The 20,158-nt window shown below is 59.9% G+C and carries 17 protein-coding genes; 5 read left to right on the top strand and 12 right to left on the bottom strand.

Annotated elements, in window-relative coordinates; translation table 11 throughout:
- Positions 1–5: 5 nt before the first annotated feature.
- The 12 genes from ACOYXG_RS13875 to ACOYXG_RS13820 all read right to left on the bottom strand — a co-directional run bounded on the left by ACOYXG_RS13875 (position 6) and on the right by ACOYXG_RS13820 (position 13,309).
- Positions 6–611 carry a transglycosylase SLT domain-containing protein gene (locus ACOYXG_RS13875; RefSeq protein ID WP_460352300.1) on the bottom strand — a complete coding sequence of 202 codons (606 nt, stop codon included), beginning with the start codon at positions 609–611 and terminating at the stop codon, positions 6–8.
- Positions 612–669: 58 nt separating this feature from the next.
- Positions 670–1,608, bottom strand: a complete 939-nt coding sequence (locus ACOYXG_RS13870; RefSeq protein WP_460352298.1) for a carbohydrate kinase family protein — start codon at positions 1,606–1,608, stop codon at positions 670–672.
- A gap of 13 nt (positions 1,609–1,621) precedes the next feature.
- Positions 1,622–3,118: a xylulokinase gene (gene xylB, locus ACOYXG_RS13865; RefSeq protein ID WP_460352296.1), complete on the bottom strand. Its 1,497-nt coding sequence runs from the start codon at positions 3,116–3,118 to the stop codon at positions 1,622–1,624.
- Positions 3,119–3,249: 131 nt separating this feature from the next.
- Positions 3,250–4,725 (bottom strand): mannitol dehydrogenase family protein, encoded by a 1,476-nt coding sequence (locus ACOYXG_RS13860; RefSeq protein WP_460352294.1) that lies wholly within the window; start codon positions 4,723–4,725, stop codon positions 3,250–3,252.
- A 17-nt stretch (positions 4,726–4,742) separates the two neighbouring features.
- Positions 4,743–5,846: an ABC transporter ATP-binding protein gene (locus ACOYXG_RS13855; protein WP_134786472.1), complete on the bottom strand. Its 1,104-nt coding sequence runs from the start codon at positions 5,844–5,846 to the stop codon at positions 4,743–4,745.
- 165 nt (positions 5,847–6,011) lie between these two features.
- Entirely contained in the window at positions 6,012–6,842 is an 831-nt protein-coding gene (locus ACOYXG_RS13850) for a carbohydrate ABC transporter permease (protein WP_003225143.1), read from the bottom strand.
- Positions 6,843–6,850: 8 nt separating this feature from the next.
- Positions 6,851–7,777, bottom strand: a complete 927-nt coding sequence (locus ACOYXG_RS13845) for a carbohydrate ABC transporter permease (RefSeq protein WP_003225141.1) — start codon at positions 7,775–7,777, stop codon at positions 6,851–6,853.
- 153 nt (positions 7,778–7,930) lie between these two features.
- Positions 7,931–9,241 carry an ABC transporter substrate-binding protein gene (locus ACOYXG_RS13840; RefSeq protein WP_460352291.1) on the bottom strand — a complete coding sequence of 437 codons (1,311 nt, stop codon included), beginning with the start codon at positions 9,239–9,241 and terminating at the stop codon, positions 7,931–7,933.
- 342 nt (positions 9,242–9,583) lie between these two features.
- Positions 9,584–10,489 (bottom strand): AraC family transcriptional regulator, encoded by a 906-nt coding sequence (locus ACOYXG_RS13835; RefSeq protein ID WP_096796578.1) that lies wholly within the window; start codon positions 10,487–10,489, stop codon positions 9,584–9,586.
- Between the two features lie 68 nt (positions 10,490–10,557).
- Positions 10,558–11,427, bottom strand: a complete 870-nt coding sequence (locus tag ACOYXG_RS13830) for a phosphatidylinositol-specific phospholipase C domain-containing protein (RefSeq protein WP_027612741.1) — start codon at positions 11,425–11,427, stop codon at positions 10,558–10,560.
- 144 nt (positions 11,428–11,571) lie between these two features.
- The gene (locus tag ACOYXG_RS13825) at positions 11,572–12,864 is read right to left on the bottom strand and encodes a glycosyltransferase (protein WP_225135050.1); all 1,293 of its coding nucleotides are present in this window, start codon (positions 12,862–12,864) and stop codon (positions 11,572–11,574) included.
- Between the two features lie 82 nt (positions 12,865–12,946).
- Positions 12,947–13,309: a response regulator gene (locus ACOYXG_RS13820; protein ID WP_027612743.1), complete on the bottom strand. Its 363-nt coding sequence runs from the start codon at positions 13,307–13,309 to the stop codon at positions 12,947–12,949.
- A gap of 262 nt (positions 13,310–13,571) precedes the next feature.
- Between ACOYXG_RS13820 and ACOYXG_RS13815 the strand changes: the two genes are divergently transcribed.
- The 5 genes from ACOYXG_RS13815 to ACOYXG_RS13795 are packed head-to-tail and all read left to right on the top strand — an operon-like array spanning position 13,572 to position 20,125.
- Positions 13,572–17,072, top strand: coding sequence for a response regulator (locus tag ACOYXG_RS13815; protein WP_460352287.1), 3,501 nt, complete (start codon positions 13,572–13,574; stop codon positions 17,070–17,072).
- The gene (locus tag ACOYXG_RS13810) at positions 17,072–17,905 is read left to right on the top strand and encodes a CheR family methyltransferase (protein WP_027612745.1); all 834 of its coding nucleotides are present in this window, start codon (positions 17,072–17,074) and stop codon (positions 17,903–17,905) included. Before ACOYXG_RS13815 ends, ACOYXG_RS13810 begins: the two co-directional genes overlap by 1 nt.
- Positions 17,902–18,495, top strand: a complete 594-nt coding sequence (locus ACOYXG_RS13805; RefSeq protein WP_097087405.1) for a chemotaxis protein CheB — start codon at positions 17,902–17,904, stop codon at positions 18,493–18,495. Before ACOYXG_RS13810 ends, ACOYXG_RS13805 begins: the two co-directional genes overlap by 4 nt.
- Positions 18,489–19,703 carry a hybrid sensor histidine kinase/response regulator gene (locus ACOYXG_RS13800; protein WP_027612747.1) on the top strand — a complete coding sequence of 405 codons (1,215 nt, stop codon included), beginning with the start codon at positions 18,489–18,491 and terminating at the stop codon, positions 19,701–19,703. The genes ACOYXG_RS13805 and ACOYXG_RS13800 overlap by 7 nt, the downstream gene beginning before the upstream one ends.
- 44 nt (positions 19,704–19,747) lie before the next feature.
- Positions 19,748–20,125 carry a response regulator gene (locus tag ACOYXG_RS13795; protein ID WP_003225116.1) on the top strand — a complete coding sequence of 126 codons (378 nt, stop codon included), beginning with the start codon at positions 19,748–19,750 and terminating at the stop codon, positions 20,123–20,125.
- Positions 20,126–20,158: the final 33 nt, after the last annotated feature.

Here is a 20,158-nt window from a genome sequence, read left to right as displayed (position 1 = left end):
CATCCCTACAACCAATGCCAGAACCGGCTCCAGAAGCCGCGATTCAGATCTTCCTTGCACCCGGCATACTGCCGCGCATACACGTCGGAGCGCGCCTGCACCTTGCGCGCAGTCGGCATCAGCCAGGCCTTGCTGGCGTAGGTTTTATTGCGAAAACCGCCCCAGCCTTCGTGGTAGTTCAGGTACTGGTTATAGGCGTCGTACTTGTACACGCCGTTGATCGAGGTGGTCTTGTCCATGTACCAGCCGACGAAATCGATGGCGTCATCGAAGTCTTCGCGGTCGGCCCAGTTGCGCCCGGTACTCTTCTGATAATCGGCCCAGACTTCATCCTTGGCCTGGGCATAGCCGGCGGCTGTCGACACCCGGCCCCACGGGATTACCCACAACAGGTATTTGCGCGGCGTCTTGGCGTCGTAGCGGTAGCCGGACTCCTGATACATGATCGCGAAGGGCACCTGGATCGGCACGCCCCAGCGCTTTTGCGTGACTTGCGCCGCATCGTACCAGTCGCTTTTCTCGCGGAAGATCGCGCAGATGTCTTCCGGCGAACGCGGCGGCGAGGTGCCGCAGCCGCTGAGTAATCCCGCCAGTATCAAAAGTCCCGCCATCCGCCCCGACATCAAACCGTCATCCCCATGCGCGCAAAAAGGCCGACAGTCTACGCGCTCAGCTCAACTGGTGACGATAGGGCAAATCCGGACCGGTCTTGCTGCACGTAAGGGCGGCCGCCTGTACGGCAAACCTGAGCATCGCGTCGATCTGCTCGCGGCTGAGCTGTCGCACGCCCTCAACCGAGTCCATACCTTGTTCGGTCAGCCAGGTGATCAGCGCCGCCTGAAAGGTATCGCCGGCGCCGACGGTATCGGCGATCTTCACCGAGCGCGCCGGTGCTGACCACGAACCGTGCGCGCGACTGAATACCGTTGCGCCTTCGCCACCACGGGTGAGGAACACCAACTGGCAGCGATGCTGCAGCCAGCCTTCGATCACGCGCTGTGGATCCTGTTCGGGATACAGCAGGCTCAGGTCTTCATCGCTGACCTTGATCATGTCGGCCAGTTGCACCAGGGTCGCCACTCGCTCGCGCCACAAGTCGATGTTTGGCTCCGGGTTGAGCCGTACGTTGGGATCGAGAGTGATGAGGCGCTTGCCGCTTTCGCGCTGCACCAGGGTCAGCAGGGTGTCGGCAATCGGCTGCACCACCAGCGAGAACGAGCCGATGTGCAGACCACGGACTTCAGCGTCCAGTTGCGGCAGATGGGCGAGGCTTAATTGGCGATCAGCACAGCCCTCGCCGCGAAAACTGTAATGCGGTGAACCGTTGGCGCCGACCGCGACCATCGCCAGCGTAGTTGGCGCGGCGAAATCGATCAGGTAGTCCGCCCGCACGCCTTCATCCCGCAGCACTTGCTGCAAACGCCGGCCGAGATAGTCGGTAGACAGCCCGGCAAACAGCGCCGAATCCACGCCCAAACGGCGCAAGCCGACCGCGACGTTGAACGGCGAGCCGCCGGCAATCGCCTTGAAATTGACTTTCGAAGCCAGACCGCTGGCATCGTCTTCGCTGAAGAAATCGAACAGGGCTTCGCCACACACCAAATACATAATTGTTTGCTCTTTATAGGGTTGCGACATGCTGTTGATAGCGTTCATAGGCCTGCTGGAACGCCGCGACATCGGCGGCAACCGGCAGGGTTTCACTGTGCAGATCGAGCTTCACGCAGCGCTGGCACAGATCGGCCAAAGTGTCCTCGTGACCGTTCGACCATGACTTGCACCACGCTGCCTGAATCGCCGCGCCAAGGGCTGCGGCTTCGCTGTGTTCGGTGCAGATCACCGGGGTGTTCATGATGTCGGCGACGATCTGCCGCCACACCGCGCTTTTCGAACCGCCGCCGATCAGGCAAATGCTGCGGCTTTGTAAACCATTGTGGCGCAACAGATCCAGTCCATAACGCAAACCGAAGGTGGTGCCTTCGACCACGGCGCGACACAGGTTGGCCTGGGTCAGGTTGCTCAGGGTCAGGCCGTGCAGGCTGCCGGTCGCATGGGGCAGGGCGGGGACGCGCTCTCCGTTGAGAAATGGCAGCATGCTCACGCCTTCGGCGCCGATCGGCGCCTGGGCCACGAGGTCGTTGAATTGTTCGAGATCAAGGTCGAACAGTTCGCGAATCGCACCGGTGGCGTTGGTCAGGTTCATGGTGCAGATCAGCGGCAGCCAGCCGCCACTGGACGAGCAGAACGTCGCAACCGAAGCGTCCGCGCTGACCTGCGGCGCCTCGGCGTAGGCGTACACCGTGCCGGAGGAGCCGAGGCTCATGGTGATCGCTCCCGGCTGAATGTTGCCGGTGCCGATGGCGCCCATCATGTTGTCGCCACCGCCGCTGGCGACCAGCGCATTAGGGTTAAGGCCGAGCTGTTCGGCAATCGCCGGCAGCAGGGTGCCGACCGCCTGATGTGCGTCGATCAGCTCCGGCAACGCGGCTTGCAGGCGACCCGTGGTGTCGATGTCGCGCAGCAGTTGTAAATCCCACTGGCGACTGCGCACGTTGAAATAGCCGGTGCCAGAGGCGTCGCCGTACTCGCTGCAGGCGCGGCCGGTGAGCCAGAAGTTCAGATAATCGTGGGGCAGCAGGATGCGTGCGATGCGCGAGAACACCTCAGGATGCTGTTCTTTGGTCCAGAGCAGTTTCGACACGGTGTAGCCCGGCGCGATGACCACCCCGAGGCGCTCCAGAGAGCCTTTTTCACCGCCGAGGTGTTTGAGCAGGCGATCGTTTTCGTCAGTGGTTTCGGTATCGCACCACAGCTTGGCCGGGCGCAGCACCTGGCCCTGATCGTCGAGCAGCACCAGCCCGTGTTGCTGGCCGGAAACGCCGATGCCGAGGATCGCTTGACCGTCAACATTGGCTGCGAGCAAGGCGCGGCGGGTGGCGAGGGCGAAGGCGTCGAGCCACTGTTGGGTGTCCTGCTCGCGCCGGCCATTGGCGCCGCTGATCATCGTGTGCGTGGCCGCGCCTTCGCCGAGCACCTGACCGCTGCTGGCATCGAGGATGATCGCCTTGGTGCCCTGGGTGCCGCAGTCGATGCCGAGGAAGAGTTGTCGGGTGGTCACAGTGAGGTCCTCAGGGTGTCAGGTTTGCCAGGGTGAGGCTGCCATTCGCGAGCAGGCTCGCTCCCACATTTTGAAATGCGTTCACCTGTGGGAGCGAGCCTGCTCGCGAAGGCGGCAGTAAAGTCACCGCATCATTCAGTCAAGACCCGCTCCAACGTGCGCGTCACACCCACCTCGCGCAAGCTGTTGCAGCACCATTCAAATGCCGCCACAAACGCCGCCGAACGCGGTATCGCCGTGCCGAAGATCTCCTCAACCGCCAACAACCGCTGAGTGATCAACGCATCATCCGCTACCAGTCCCTGACAAAACTCTGCCCGTGGATCGGGAATCGTATAAGTGTCGCCATTCTCATCCACGCCCTTCAAATACAACGCCCAGGCCGCCACCACCAACGCTGCGCGCTTGGTTTCCTTACCATCGGCAATCAAGCGATTGATCGTCGGAATGGTGAACTTGGGAAACTTCGACGAGCCATCCGAGCACACCCGTTCCAGCTGATCGGCAATCGCCTGATTGGAAAAGCGCGCCACCAGCGTGTTCTTGTAGTCGGTCAGATCGATGCCCGGCACCGGTGCCAGTTGCGGGGTGACGTCGAGGTCCATGTAGGCGCGCATGTAGCGCACGAACAGCGGGTCGTTCATGGTCTCGTGGACGAAGCGATAGCCTTTCAAAAAGCCCAGATACGTCAGCGCCAGGTGGCTGCCATTGAGCAGTTTGATCTTCATTTCTTCGTAGGGCGAAACGTCATCGGTGAACTGCACGCCGACCTGTTCCCAGGCCGGGCGACCGTTGACGAATTTATCTTCCAGCACCCATTGTACAAACGGCTCGCAGACCACCGGCCAGGCATCGTCGACCGCGTGTTTGTCGGCCAGTTGCAGACGATGCGCGGTGCTGGTCATCGGCGTAATGCGGTCGACCATGGCGTTGGGGAAACTGACGTTCTGCTCGATCCAGTCGCGCAGCCCCGGGTCACGCAGGGTGGCGAAGGCCAGCAGTGCCTTGCGGGTCACTTCGCCGTTATGCGGCAGGTTATCGCAGGACATGATCGTGAACGCTGGCGTGCCCGCGCCACGGCGTTTTTCCAGCGCCGCGCAGAGGAAACCGAACACGGTTTTCGGCGTTTGCGGGTGTGCCAGATCGTGTTGAATCTGCGGCAGGTGCGCCATGAATTCGCCGTTGCTGTCGTCGATGCAGTAGGCGCCTTCGGTGATGGTCAGCGAGACAATGCGGATCTGCGGATCGGCGAGTTTGTCGATCAGCGCCTGTGCGCCATCCTCGGCCAGGAGCATGTCGCGGATCGCACCGATCACCCGCACTTCGGTGTCATCGTTGTCGCCGAGTTCGAACAGGGTAAACAGGTAATCCTGCTCCTTGAGGTCGTCACGGGCGCGGCGGTCTTCCGCGCGCAAGCCGACCCCACAGATTGCCCAGTCCAGCGCCTGGCCGGTGTTCATCAGCGCATCGGTGTAATACGCCTGATGGGCGCGGTGGAAGCCGCCGACGCCAATGTGCGCGATGCCCTGACGGGTGTCGCTGAGGTTGTAGGCCGGCAGTTGCACCTCGGGGGCGAGGCGGTGCAGGTTTTGTTCATTCAGTTTCATCGGGCAGGTCTCGAAATTCAGGCCGCGGCGCGAAGCGGGCGGGTCAGCGCCACGCCATCGGCGTCGAACAGGTGGCAATGGCTGGCGTCCAGGTGCAGGTTCAGTTGCTCGCCGTAGCGGCTTGCCAAGTCGCCGCGCACGCGCATGGTCAGGGCTTCGCCCGCGTTGGTGGTGACGTGGCAGAAGGTGTCGCTGCCCAGGCGTTCGCTGACGTCGGCGGTGACTTGCAGGGTGCAGTCGCCCGGTTGTGCCAGCTCCAGATGTTCCGGGCGAATGCCCAGGGTCACCGCGCTGCCGACGCTCAGGTTGGCGGCGTTGAACGGCAATGTGATGCGCGTACCGGCGTCCAGCGAGACTTCGCAGGTCTGGCCGTCGATGCGGGCGATCTTGCCTTTGAGGAAGCCCATTTTCGGCGTGCCGAGGAACCCGGCGACGAACAGGTTGGCCGGGTTGTGATAGAGGTCCAGCGGCGAGCCGACCTGTTCGATTTTGCCGCCGTTGAGCACCACGACCTTGTCGGCCATGGTCATCGCTTCGACCTGGTCGTGGGTCACGTAGATCATGGTCGCTTGCAGGTCCTTGTGCAGGCGCAGCAATTCCAGGCGCATCTGCACTCGCAGGGCAGCGTCGAGGTTGGACAGCGGTTCGTCGAACAGGAAGATTTTCGGGTTGCGCACGATGGCGCGACCGATGGCGACCCGTTGCCGTTGGCCACCGGAAAGTTGTTTCGGCTTGCGCTCGAGCATCGGCCCGAGCTCGAGAATCCGCGCCGCTTCGCCGACCTTTTTCTCGACTTCGGCTTTCGGCACGCCCGCCAGATCGAGGGCGAACGACATGTTCTTCTTCACGGTCATGTGCGGGTACAGCGCGTAGGTCTGGAACACCATCGCCAGATCGCGCTTGGCCGGGCTGACTTCGGTGATGTCGCGGCCATCGAGTTCGATGGTGCCGCCGCTGACCTCTTCCAGCCCGGCGATCAGTCGGAGCAGGGTGGATTTGCCGCAACCGGACGGGCCGACGAAGACCACGAATTCCTTGTCATTCACCTCAAGGTCGATGCCCTTGATGATGGAGAAACCTTCGAAGCCTTTTTGCAGATTCTTGATTTTCAGGTTGGCCATTTTGATGGGCCTCCACTTAAGTTAATTCAATGGCGCCGGGCATGCTTTTATGTGGGAGCGAGCCTGCTCGCGAAAGCGGTGTGTCATTCAGCATTAATGCCGACTGACACGGCCCCTTCGCGAGCAGGCTCGCTCCCACAGGGGATTGGGTACGGTTGGAGCACTTCATTTCACGGCACCGAACGACAAGCCGCGCACCAGTTGTTTCTGGCTGATCCAGCCGAAGATCAGGATCGGTGCACAGGCCAGGGTCGAGACTGCCGACAACTTGGCCCAGAACAAGCCTTCAGGGCTTGAATACGAGGCGATCAGCGCGGTCAGCGGCGCGGCTTTCGACGAGGTCAGGTTCAGCGACCAGAAGGCCTCGTTCCAGCACAGAATCAGCGACAGCAACACGGTCGAGGCGAGGCCGCCCTTGGCGATCGGCAGCAGCACGCGGACCATTTCCTGCCACAAGGTGGCGCCGTCGAGGCGGGCGGCTTCTAGGATGTCTTTGGGGATGTCCTTGAAGTAGGTGTAAATCATCCAGACCACGATCGGCAGGTTGATCAGGGTGTAGATCACGATCAGTGCGATGCGTGTATCGAGCAGGCCGAAACTCTTGGCCAGCAGGTAGATCGGCATCAGCACGCCCACCGGCGGCAGCATCTTGGTCGAGAGCATCCACAGCAGCGTGCCTTTGGTGCGCTGGGTTTCGTAGAACGCCATCGAATAGGCGGCGGGCACCGCGATCAGTAGGCACAGAGCGGTAGCACTGAACGAGATCACCACCGAGTTCCAGGCAAAACTGAAGTAGTCGCTGCGCTCGTTGATGTGCAGGTAGTTCTCCAGCGTTGGCGTGAAGATGAATTGCGGCGGCGTGGCAAAGGCGTCGATTTCGGTTTTGAAACTGGTCATCACCATCCAGAAGATCGGGAAGAAAATCACGATCGCGATGGCCCAGGCCAGGGTGCCGAGCAGCAGGCTTTGCAGCCGGCGGGATTGTTGAAGAGTCATGGCAGGCCTCAGGCTTTGTCAGTCAGGTTTTTGCCGATCATCCGCACCAGAATGATCGCGGCGATGTTGGCGATGACCACAGCAATCAAGCCGCCCGCCGAGGCCATGCCGACGTCGAACTGCACCAGCGCCTGGTTGTAGATCAGGTAGGCGAGGTTGGTCGAGGCGTAGCCGGGGCCGCCGTTGGTGGTGGTGAAAATCTCGGCGAACACCGACAGCAGGAAGATCGTTTCGATCATCACCACCACGGCAATCGGGCGTGCGAGGTGCGGCAGGGTCAGGTGCCAGAAGATCGCGACGGGGCCGGCACCATCGAGGCGCGCTGCTTCTTTCTGTTCCTGGTCGAGGGACTGCATGGCGGTCATCAGGATCAGGATCGCGAAGGGTAGCCATTGCCACGAGACAATGATGATGATCGACAGCAGCGGGTAGTGCGCCAGCCAGTCCACCGGCTCGGCGCCGAACAGCCTCCAGACGTAGGCGAGGATTCCCGACACCGGATGGAAAATCAGGTTCTTCCAGATCAGCGCGCCGACGGTGGGCATGATGAAGAACGGCGAGATCAGCATCACCCGCACGATGCCGCGGCCGAGAAATTCGCTGGCCTCGAGCAACGCGCTGATCAGCACACCGAACACCACGCTGATCAACAGCACGCTGCCCACCAGCAACAGGGTGTTGGTGGCGCCGGGCAGGAACCCGGAGTCGGTCAGAAAGTAAGTGAAGTTCTCCAGCCCGACGAATTCGTTGACGCCCGGATCGAGCAGGTTGTAGCGAATCATCGAGAAGTAAATGGTCATGCCCAACGGCACGATCATCCACAGCAGCAACAGGGCCACCGAAGGGCTGACCAGAAACCAGCCGGGATTACGTACGCGGACTTTGCGCTGAGGTTGCGACAAGTCGAGGTGGGCTTTGGCAGTTGAAGTATTCATGGTGATCACAACCGAGTCATACAGACCTATGGAGATCTAATGTAGGAGTGAGCCTGCTCGCGATAGCGGTGTGTCAGCCACCAATGGGGTTTGATGGAAAACCGCCATCGCGAGCAGGCTCACTCCTACAAAAGGCAGGAGCGAGCAGTGTGGTTACTTGGGATAACCGGCGCGCTTCATCTCGCGTTCGGTGGTTTGCTGCGCGGCGGTCAGGGCCTGATCCACCGTGGTCTGGCCGATCAGCGCCGCCGAGAACAGCTTGCCGACCTGGGTGCCCACGCCCTGGAACTCAGGAATGGTCACCAGCTGAATGCCGATGTAGGGCACCGGTTTCAGCGTCGGTTTGCTCGGGTCTGCGGCCTTGAGCGATTCCAGCGTGACCTTGGCGAACGGCGCCGCGCTCATGTAAGCATCGCTGTAGGTCGAGGCGCGGGTGCCCGGTGGTACGTTGGCGATGCCGTCGGTCTTGGCCACCAGCTCGCCGTATTCCTTGGAGGTGGCCCAGGCGCTGAACGCTTTGGCGGCGTCCTTGGCCTTGGAACTGGTCGGAATCGCCAATGCCCACGAATACAGCCACGCCGAACCTTTATCGGTGACCTGATGCGGGGCGAAGGTGAAGCCGACGTGATCGGCGACCTTGCTCTGAGTCTTGTCGGTGACGAACGAGCCGGCGACGGAAGCGTCCACCCAGATCGCGCATTTGCCGCTGTTGAACAGCGCGAGGTTTTCGTTGAAACCGTTGCTGGACGCGCCCGGCGGGCCGGATTTCTTCATGGTGTCGACGTAGAAATTCAGCGCGTTTTTCCATTCCGGCCCGCTGAACTCAGGTTTCCACTGCTCATCGAACCAGCGTGCGCCGTAAGCGTTGGCGACGGTGGTGATCAACGCCATATTTTCGCCCCAGCCGGCCTTGCCACGCAGGCAGATGCCGTACTGTTCTTTGTCTTTATTAGTGAGTTTTTCTGCGAAACCGGCGATCTGTTCCCAGGTCGGGCGCTCGGGCATGCTCAGGCCGGCGTCCTTGAACAGGTCGGTGCGGTAATAGGTGATCGAGCTTTCGGCGTAGAACGGCAGGGCATACAGCGAACCCTTGACTGACAGGCCTTCACGCACCGACGGGAACACATCGTCGAGGGCGTAAGAAGCCGGCAGATCCTTCATCGGTTCGAGCCAGCCCTTGGCGCCCCAGAGTGCCGCTTCGTACATGCCGATGGTCAACACATCGAACTGGCCACCCTGAGTGGCGATGTCGGTAGTCAGGCGCTGACGCAGGACGTTTTCTTCCAGCACCACCCAGTTGAGCTTGATCTCCGGATGCTCGGACTCGAAAGTTTTCGAGAGCTTTTGCATGCGGATCATGTCGCTGTTGTTGACGGTGGCGATGGTCAGGGTCTGGGCGCCAAGGGTGACGCTGCTGAGGGTCATGCAGGTGAGGGCTAGCAGAGCTTTTGCAGTGGGTTGCATCGTGCACTCCTTTTCTGCACCCGGCGGGCGGCAGAAGGACAGTTATTGTTTTTGTGTCTTCCGAATGCAGGAAGAATGTGCGCTGATTACAGCCCTCAATCGACGGACTGACAAATCATCCGTCGCACTCAAATCAATACTTTTTTGCACTGGTGTTTGTTGCGGTAGACGCAGGGAAGGGCTTTTCAGTGGGAAGGGGCTATCGAATCAGTACAGGTTTCATCGCGTCGGATGCTGTTTGTGGGGGCGGGCTTGCTCGCGAAAACACTGTGTCAGTTTGCCGATCAGTTGACTGATACACCGCTTTCGCGAGCAGGCTCACTCCTACAGGGGGCGGTGGTATCAGCCGAGGTTTTGTTCGGTCAGACGCTGTACAGCGAGGCGTCGATAGTGCGACGGCGTCATGCCCTTGAGTTGCTGGAAGCGCCGATTGAAGTTGGAAATGTTATTGAACCCCGACTCGAAACACACCTCGGTCACCGGTTTGTCGCCATCGGCCAGCAGTTCGCAGGATTTGCTGATGCGCAGGCGATTGACGAATTCGATGAAGTTGCGCCCGGTGGCCTGTTTGAACACGCGGCTGAAATAGGTCGGCTTCATCCCCAGATGATCGGCGACTTCTTCCAGAGTCAATTCGCGGGCGTAATGGTCGAAGATGAAGTCGACCGCTCGGTTGGTGCGGTCGATGTTGTGCTCGTCGGCCAGTTGCGTGTTAGTGGCGCCGGACAGCAATTGATAATCGTCAGTCGCCGCCAGCAGCTCCATCAAAATGAAAAAGTGTCCGAGACGGGTAACGCCGCGCGTGTCGGCAATTCGCTGCATCAACGTCATGGCCTGACGGATCGTATCCTTGTCGCGAAATTCGATGCCGTATTGCGCACGCTCCAGCAGCGGCGCCAGGGTCTTGAGTTCGGCGAACACCTGGTGCCCGCTGTCGAACAACTCATCGGTGAAGTTCACCAGCATGTCGCGCTTTTCCACCACCTCGTCGTCGGCCACCTGGCTGATCCAGTTGTGCGGCAGATTGGGCCCGGTGAGGAACAGTGTTTGCGGATAAAAGTTGCCGATGTAGTCGCCGATGAAGACCTTGCCGGAACTGGCGACGATCAGGTGCAGTTCGTATTCCTTGTGAAAATGCCAGCGCACTAACGGGCACGGAAAACCATGCTGACGGTAGATGATGGACAACCCGTTATGGTCGTCCATCAGTTCGTAGGAGGGATCAGTGATTCTGGTTGCCCGAGTCATGTCCGATGCGTCTTGTTGTGGTGTTCAGGTGCCCATCATGCACGCGCGCCACGGACAGTTCCAGCGCCTCAGCCCCGGGCCTTGCGTAGACCTTTGGACTGGTTGACCTGCTGGCAATGGCTGATCAGTGGAGTGCCACCGATGAAGTCGGCATTGATAATGCTGCACTTCGGCGCCCATCCCGAGTCTGGGCCAAACCATTGATCGAGTTCGTCGGTGATCCGCTTGACGCCGGCCAGTTCGCCGTAGCTGGTGGCCGACAATGACCAGAGGCTGCCGGGTACCGGCGGGTTGGCGAGGGTTCGGGTGATGTGTTGCTTGAGTTGCTCTGGCGAGGTGATGTCCGAGCCGCTCCATTCATGGCGGATTTTCGGCCAGTACAGGGGCGAATTGAAATCCGGGTGCGAGTCGCTTGCCAACACCACGCGTTGTAGCGAGCTGGCCCTTTTAAGTTGTTCAAGGGTCAGATGACCGTTGTTTCGGGGAATAAGCCGCGAAGCCAGCTCCGTGGTGATGACTTCATGGAAACCCTTGTAATCGAATGGCTGATCGTTGGTGCCCTTGAGTTCATGTAAGTCCAATACGATGAATTCGTTCGGATTTTCATTGAGGAAAAAATTGAGACTTTTTACCAACTCGCTCAAGGAGCGTCCCTGGAGCAGTTTCACGCCATGAAAGGTATGAAACTTCCTGATGCCCAGCCAGTGTTCATCGGCGTGCAGACGCAAGTCGAAGGCACGCACGCCTTCATTAAGTTGCTGAATGAACGGACCGTCCTGACAGACAAACCAGTTCTGGGCGGGTTGGAGATAAGCCGGGTACGGAAAATCAAAATCCAGCCCGGAGTTATGCGCGCCGGGCCAGACCACTTCGCCAAGGGTCAGTCGGTCCATATCCGGTGTAGCCGCCATCCAGTTTTTGAAAGGGTAATTACTCATGGTGCATTCCGTTGCAGATAAAGTTTAATTTCCGACCAGTCAACTTGTTTGGTCAGTTCGGAAGTTATTCTTTGGTGCAAACGGAAAAAGTACAAGCCAGCACTCTTTGCAAAGTATTGGCAATGTGGTTTTGCACTTTAATTATCAACTTTTCTGGTTCTTTGCTTCGATCCACTGCGCCATGTATTGAGTGCTTTTATGCAAGTGGTGACGCAACATGCTGCCAGTAAAGTTGGCGCGACGTAATGCTGACAAGTTGTCGCGGCAATGTTGCAGGCGAGCGATCAGCGCCGGGCCGTGATCAGTCTGCCGATAGCGCGCATTCAACAACGCGACGCCGGCCTGCTGTGCGTCAGCCCAGCGCAATCTGTCTTCGTGCAGCGCTACAGCGGCGTCGGCCAGGGCCTGGGCCGACTGAGCCATCGCACCGGGCCAGGGCAATGCGCCGCCCATGCCTTCGGCGCCGATGGGCGTCGTGACGTTGGGCGTGCCGCAGAGCATTGCATCGACGATCTTGCCCTTGATCCCAGCGCCGAAACGCAAAGGCGCCAGGCAAACCCGGGCTTGCGACATCACTTGCAGCGCATCTTCTGCCCAGTTCATCACATGAAACCCCTGCGCCGCGTTGTGCAGGGCTGTGGCCTTGGGCGGCGTATAGGCACCGTAGATATGCAGTTGGGCGCCGGGCAATTGCTGGCGGATCAGCGGCCAGATGGCGGTCTTCATCCACAGCACGGCGTCCCAGTTGGGCGCGTGACGGAAGTTGCCAATACTCAGAAAGTGCGCCCGCTCTTCAAAGGGGACGAACGAATCGCGCGGTGGTTCGAGCATCAGCGGGCACCAGTGCAGCAGGTCGCCAGGGACTTGAAACTGTTCGACCAGCAACTGAATTTCAACTTCGGAAATCATCAGATTCAGATCGCAGCGATACAACGCGGCGATTTCCCGTTTGGCCAGGTCCGTATCGGCCATCAACTCGAACTCTTCGCGCAGCGCCGGGGCGAACAGGGCGCTGAAGTCCTGATTGTCCGGGTCGTCTTTCAAACGTTCCTTGAGCCGTTGGTGGCGGGCGTGGCGCAGGCTCTGCAGGTCGGACGTCTCCAGTACGCGCAAGGCATTCGGGCATTGCTTTTCGACGCGCCAGCCGAACTGCTCTTCCATCATGAACTGGTCGAACAGCACGATATCCGGGGCCAGTTCACTGATGAAACTATCGAAGCTGCTGTTGTTCAGTTCGATCGGCACTTCGCGGATGCCCAGCGCGGTCAGGTCAGCCTTGTGCTCGCCCGGGCCGGCCGGGCTGCTGAAGGTGATGTCCCAGCCTTGCTGCAAAAACGTCTCGAGGATCTGCATCACATGCCCGCTGGCTGCCGAAGAGCGCGGTTCGGGCCAGACGTAACCGATGACCAGAACTTTGGTGGCGGGTGATGCAGTCATTGACGGGTAATCCTTGCAGGCAGGCGGCTGAAAATGGCGCGCAATTAGAGCACATCTGCAGCCGCTGCCGGATCAAGGCCAATCACTCGGTCAGAATGCCCTTGACCTTGTCACGCAGTTGATCGATCGAGAAGGGTTTGCCGATCACGTGCATGCCGGCGGGAACGTCGATGTTTTCGGCGTAACCGCTGGCGAACAGAACGGGCAGGGTGGAGCGCAGTTCACGTGCCTTGCCGGCCAGTTCACTGCCTGTCATGCCCGGCAGGCCGTAGTCAGTCATCATCAAGTCGATAGCCTTGCTCTGATCCCCGAGAATCTCCAGCGCAGACTCGCCGTCATCGGCCTCCAACACACTGAATTCCAGCTCCTCGAGCACATCGACGATGAGCATGCGTACGATGTCGTCGTCTTCTACTACAAGGATGGTGGACGCTGGGGTGGACATAGGGATAGCTCTCAAGAAATGAAATCGGAACGGCGACCGGTCGAAAATGCCGGGCTCTTGCATGAGTAAGTGGCGCATGGCCACAAGTTCCCGAGCGGATACGAAAAAGATTAGCTGCAAATCGGGGCGGCAAGGATACCCGTTGCCTGATCGGGAAGTGCAGCAAATGTAGGAAATTGCCATCATGGCGGTGAGAAAAATGGATCCATAGTACCGTTTTGGGGCAAACTCCCGGGTTTCGACAGTTCGACAAGGCTGCCCCATGTCCACTCGGTCTACAGTTGACGAAACACGGTTCCGTAAACTCCTGACGCGCAACATCAGTCTGCCTTTGGGCGTCGGCGCGATCAGTGCAGTGTTTTTCATTTCGCTGATCACCTATTTGCTCTCGGTGATCCAGTGGGTGGAACACACCGACCGGGTGATCAATAACGCCAACGAAGCGGTGAAACTCACCGTTGATCTGGAAACCGGCATGCGTGGTTTCCTGCTCAGCGGCGACGAGCACTTCCTCGACCCGTACGAGACTGCCAAGCCGCGGATCAATGTGGCGCTCAATACCTTGCTCGAATTGACCGCCGACAACCCGGTGCAGACCGATCGTCTGCGGCGTCTGCAGGCCTTGCAGACCGAATGGAGCAACTACGCGCAATCGATGATCGACCTGCAGCGCTCCAGCGGCGACTACCGGGGCGCGGTCAAGGCCGGGCGTGGCAAGCGCCTGACCGACGAAATTCGCAAGCAATTCGAAGACGTGATCGACATGGAGCAGCAGTTGCGCACCACGCGCAACGAAGAGGTGCGCCGCACCACGATCTGGAGCATCACTCTTTATCTGCTGTTTATAGCCGGGATCAGCGGTTTGCTGGCCTATGTCGGCCGGCGCGATCTGGTCAGCCTTTCGGACAGCTACAGCGCCAACCTCGCCGCGCAGCAAGCCAGTGCCGAGCGTCTGGAGCGCCAGGCGTGGATGCGCAGCGGCCAGACCGAACTGGCGGAGCAGGTGCTGGGGCAACTGACGCTCAACCTGCTGGGGCGCAATATTCTGCAGTTCTGCGCGCAATACCTCGGCACTGCGGTGGCGGCGCTGTACGTACGTGAAGAGCACGGCGGCCTCAAGCGCGTGGCGTCCTATGGGTTCTCCCGCGAACAGGAAGAAAAGGATCAGCAGATTTACAGCGGCGAAGGCATCGTCGGCCAGGTTGCCCAGCAGGGGCAACTGATTCGCCTGGATTCGGTTCCGGCCGACTACTTCAAAGTCAGCTCCGGCCTGGGCGCAGGTCTGCCGCACAGTGTGCTGGTGGTGCCGACCAGTGATGATGATCGGGTCAACGGCGTGATCGAACTGGGCTTCCTGCGCCCGCTCACCGACCGCGATATCGATTTGCTGGAACTGATTGCCGGCAACATCGGCACCTCGATCGAAGCGGCACGTTATCGCCAGCGTCTGCAGGAAGTGCTGGCCGAAACCCAGCAGCTCAACGAAGAGTTGCAGGTGCAGCAGGAAGAGCTGAAAACCGCCAACGAGGAGTTGGAAGAACAGTCGCGGATTCTCAAGGAATCCCAGGCGCATCTGGAAACCCAGCAAGTCGAGCTGGAGCAGACCAACGAGCAGCTGGCCGAACAGGCGCAGACTCTGGCCGAGCAGCGCGACGCCATGGACCAGAAGAACACCGAGCTCAATCAGGCACAGGTGCAGCTCGAGGAGCGCGCCGAAGAGCTGCAGCGTTCGAGCAAGTACAAGTCCGAATTCCTCGCCAACATGTCCCACGAACTGCGTACGCCGCTGAACAGTTCGCTGATCCTCGCCAAGTTGCTGGCCGAGAACCCGCAGGACAATCTGACAGCCGAGCAGGTCAAGTTCGCCGAGTCGATCTATTCGGCGGGCAACGATCTGCTGAACCTGATCAACGACATTCTCGACATTTCCAAGGTCGAGGCCGGCAAGCTGGAAGTGATCCCGGAAAACACCAGCGTCGCGCGGCTGGCCGACGGCCTGCGCAGCGTGTTCGAACCGCTGGCGGCGGACAAGCAACTGACGTTCAGCGTCGAGTTGCAGCCGGATGCGCCGATCATGCTGTACACCGATCGCCAGCGTCTGGAGCAGGTGATCAAGAACCTGCTGTCCAACGCCGTGAAGTTCACCGAACACGGCGCGGTCAGCCTGACCATCGCTGGCCAGCCGAACGAGCGCATTGCGTTCATCGTGCGCGATTCGGGGATCGGTATCGCCGCAGATCAGCAGGAAAGCATCTTCGAAGCGTTCCGCCAGGCCGATGGCACCACCAACCGCAAGTACGGTGGCACCGGTCTGGGCCTGTCGATCTCGCGTGATCTGGCAGCCTTGCTCGGCGGCTCGATCAGCGTCAGCAGCGCGCCGGGGCAGGGCAGTGTGTTTACCCTGGTGCTGCCGCAGCAATACAGCGAGCCGGGTGACAGCCCTGCGATCCCACTGACCTTCACGCCGCCGGTATCGGCCCCGGCCCCGGTGGTGCAGCCGCCATCGATCGCGGTGTCGCCGCTGGCGCCGGTGCACATCCCGCGCTTTGCCGACGACCGTGGCAAGGCGCCGTTCGCCACACGCTGCATTCTGGTGGTGGAAGACGAGCCGAATTTCGCCCACATCCTTTACGACCTGGCCCACGAACTGGGTTATCAGTGCTTGGTGGCGCACGGAGCGGATGAAGGTTATGACCTGGCCCGCGAGTTCGTGCCGGACGCGATCCTGCTCGACATGCGTCTGCCGGATCACTCCGGTCTGACCGTGCTGCAACGCCTGAAAGAACACGCCGAAACCCGGCACATCCCGGTGCATGTGATCTCGGTCGAAGACCGCGTTGAAGCGGCGATGCACATGGGGGCGATCGGTTATGCAGTCAAGCCGACCACCCGCGAAGAGCTCAAAGACGTGTTCGCCCGTCTCGAAGCCAAGCTGACTCAGAAGGTCAAGCGCGTGCTGCTGGTCGAAGATGACGATCTGCAACGCGAAAGCATTGCCCGCCTGATCGGCGACGAGGACATCGAGATCACCGCCGTCGGTCTGGCGCAAGACGCGCTGGAGAAACTGCGCACGACGATTTACGACTGCATGGTGATCGACCTGAAATTGCCGGACATGCTCGGCAACGATCTGCTCAAGCGCATGTCGACCGAGGACATCTGCTCGTTCCCGCCGGTGATCGTCTACACCGGCCGCAACCTGACCCGCGATGAAGAGGCCGAGCTGCGCAAGTATTCGCGCTCGATCATCATCAAGGGCGCGCGCTCGCCGGAACGCCTGCTGGATGAGGTGACACTCTTTCTGCACAAAGTCGAATCGCAGTTGTCCCATGAACGGCAGAAGATGCTCAAGACCGCCCGCAGCCGCGACAAGGTCTTCGAAGGCCGCAAGGTGCTGCTGGTGGACGACGATGTGCGTAACATCTTCGCCCTGACCAGTGCGTTGGAGCACAAGGGCGCAGTCGTGGTGATCGGCCGTAATGGTCGCGAAGCGATTGATAAGTTGAATGAAATCGAGGACATCGACCTGGTGCTGATGGACGTGATGATGCCGGAGATGGATGGTTTTGAAGCCACCATTCAAATCCGCAAGGATCCGCGCTGGCGCAAACTGCCGATCATCGCAGTGACGGCCAAGGCCATGAAAGACGATCAGGAGCGCTGCCTGCAGGCGGGCGCCAACGATTATCTGGCCAAGCCGATCGATCTGGATCGCCTGTTCTCGTTGATTCGCGTGTGGTTACCGAAGATGGAACGCATTTAGTGGATAGCAGTCACTCCGCGGAGCGCAACAGCGAAATTGAATTACGCCTGTTGATTGAGGCGATCTACCTCAAGTACAGCTACGATTTTCGCGATTACTCGGGCGCTTCGATCAAGCGCCGGGTGCAGCACGCCTTGAGTCAGTTCGAATGCGCGACGATCTCGGCGTTACAAGAGAAAGTCCTGCACGATCCCACGGCGTTCATGCAGTTGCTGCAGTTGCTGACGATCCCGGTCAGCGAGATGTTCCGCGACCCGTCGCACTTCCTGGCAATCCGCAAGGAAGTGGTGCCGCTGCTGCGCACCTATCCGTCGCTGAAGATCTGGATCGCCGGGTGCAGCACTGGCGAGGAGGTTTACTCGATGGCGATTCTGCTGCGCGAAGAAGGCCTGCTCGACCGTACGATCATCTACGCCACCGACATCAACCCTCGCTCGCTGGACAAGGCCAAACAGGGCATTTTCTCGATGGAGAATGTCCGGGCCTACACTGCCAATTACCAGCAAGCCGGCGGTCAGCGTTCCTTTGCCGATTACTACACCGCAGCCTACGGCTACGCGATCTTCGACAAGAGCCTGTGCGAGAACGTGACCTTCGCCGATCACAGCCTGGCGACGGACAGCGTGTTCTCCGAAACGCAGTTGATTTCCTGCCGCAACGTACTGATTTACTTCAACAAGAAACTTCAGGACCGTGCCTTCGGTCTGTTTCACGAATCGCTGTGCCATCGTGGTTTTCTGGTGCTGGGCAGCAAGGAAACGCTGGATTTTTCCGGTTACTCGAATCAGTTCGAACCGTTGGTCAAACAAGAACGGATCTACCGCAAATTATGAACGATGCCGTGGATTTGCCTCGTGTCGAGGCCATCGTGGTCGGTGCTTCGGCCGGTGGGGTCGAGGCCCTGCTGACCCTGCTCGCGCCGCTGCGCCAGGGTTACGTGTTGCCGATCATTGTTGTGTTGCACCTACCGGAGGAGCGGCGCAGTCAGTTGGCCGAAGTGTTCTCCCGGCGACTGATGCTGCCGGTGGCAGAGGCGACCGACAAGCAAGACATCATGCCCGGCACGGTTTATTTCGCCACGCCCGGGTATCACCTGTCGGTGGAACAGGATCGCAGTCTGTCGCTGAGTCTTGAGGACCGCGTACACCATTCCCGACCTGCCATCGACTACTTGTTTGAGTCCGCCGCTGATGTTTACGGCGAAACCCTGGCTGCCGTGTTGCTGACCGGCGCCAATCACGATGGCGCTCGCGGCCTGGCGCAAGTCAAGCAGCGTGGCGGACTGACCATTGTTCAAGACCCGCAGGACGCACAGGTCGCCACCATGCCTCTGGCTGCGCTGAAAATTCAGCAGCCTGACCATGTCCTACCCATTCACGGCATCGGCCGTCTGCTTGTCGAGCTGGAACGAATCGCATGCTGAGTAATATCCAGGCCAAATTGCTGATCGTCGACGATCTGCCGGAGAACCTGCTAGCCCTCGAAGCGCTGATCAAGCGCGAGGATCGCACGGTGTACAAGGCGCTGTCGGCGGACGAGGCACTTTCGCTGCTGCTGCAACACGAGTTCGCCATGGCCATCCTCGACGTGCAGATGCCGGGGATGAACGGCTTCGAGCTCGCCGAGTTGATGCGCGGCACCGAGAAAACCAAGAACATTCCGATCATTTTCGTCAGCGCCGCCGGCCGTGAACTGAACTACGCGTTCAAGGGCTACGAGAGCGGGGCGGTGGACTTCCTGCACAAGCCGCTGGATATCCACGCGGTGAAGAGCAAGGTCAACGTATTCGTCGACCTGTACCGCCAGAGCAAGGCCATGAAACAACAGGTCGAAGCCCTGGAGCAGGCGCGTCGCGAGCAGGAAGCGCTGCTGCAACAACTGCAAAGCACGCAACTGGAGCTGGAGCAGGCGGTGCGCATGCGCGATGACTTCATGTCAATCGTCGCTCACGAAGTGCGCACGCCGCTCAATGGCCTGATACTCGAAACCCAGTTGCGCAAGATGCACCTGGCGCGGGACAACGCCGCGGCGTTCACCCTCGACAAGATGCACGCGATGGTCGATCGCGACGAGCGCCAGATCAAAAGTCTGATCCGCCTGATCGAAGACATGCTCGACGTTTCGCGTATCCGCACGGGCAAGCTGTCGATCCGGCCGAATCGTTTCGACCTGACGCAACTGGTGAGCAACCTGCTGCAGAATTTCGCCCAGCAGATAGAGGCGGCGGAGACCGAAGTGTCGTTCACCGCGCCGCAGCCGGTGGAAGGTTACTGGGACGAATTCCGCATCGAGCAGGTGGTCTCCAACCTGCTGACCAATGCCTTGCGCTACGGTGGCCGCAGCCCGATTCAGGTGCGCGTGTACCGTGAAGGCGACGAGGCGCGGGTCGAGGTTCAGGACCGTGGCATCGGCATCAGCGAAGAGAACCAGAAGCGCATTTTCCAACAGTTCGAACGGGTTTCCGCCAAGACGGTAGTGGCTGGTCTCGGGCTGGGTCTGTTCATTTCCGAGCAGATCGTCGCCGCCCATGGCGGTTCCATCGTCGTCGAGAGTCAAATCAACGAAGGCGCCCTGTTTCGCGTTTGTCTGCCAATCCAGGAAAACGGCATATCCGACGCAACCTCTGAGTGACCGCACGGTCGTATCAGCAGCTATTGACCGAACAAAGGCTTCCCATGAGCGTAGATGCACAAGATGTAGTACTCGTCGTCGAGGACGAACCGGTTATCTTGATGGTGCTGACAGATTACCTGTCGGGGCAGGGGTACCGCGTGTTGCAGGCCGAAAACGGCGAGCAGGCGTTCGAGATCCTCGCGAGCAAGCCGCATCTGGACATGCTGATCACTGACTTCCGCCTGCCGGGCGGGATCTCCGGCGTGCAGATCGCGGAGCCGGCAGTAAAACTGCGCCCGGATCTGAAGGTGATCTTCATCAGCGGCTACCCGCAGGAAATCCGCGAGACCGGCAGCCCGATCACGCGCAAGGCGCCGATCCTGGAAAAACCGTTCGATCTGGACGTATTGCAGGAAAAGATTCAGGAATTGCTGGCCTGATTCATAGCGGCTGATATTTCCCATGTAGGAGCT

The organism is Pseudomonas sp. G3-39 (assembly GCF_054790485.1).
This window is presented reverse-complemented; position numbering and strand designations above follow the sequence as displayed.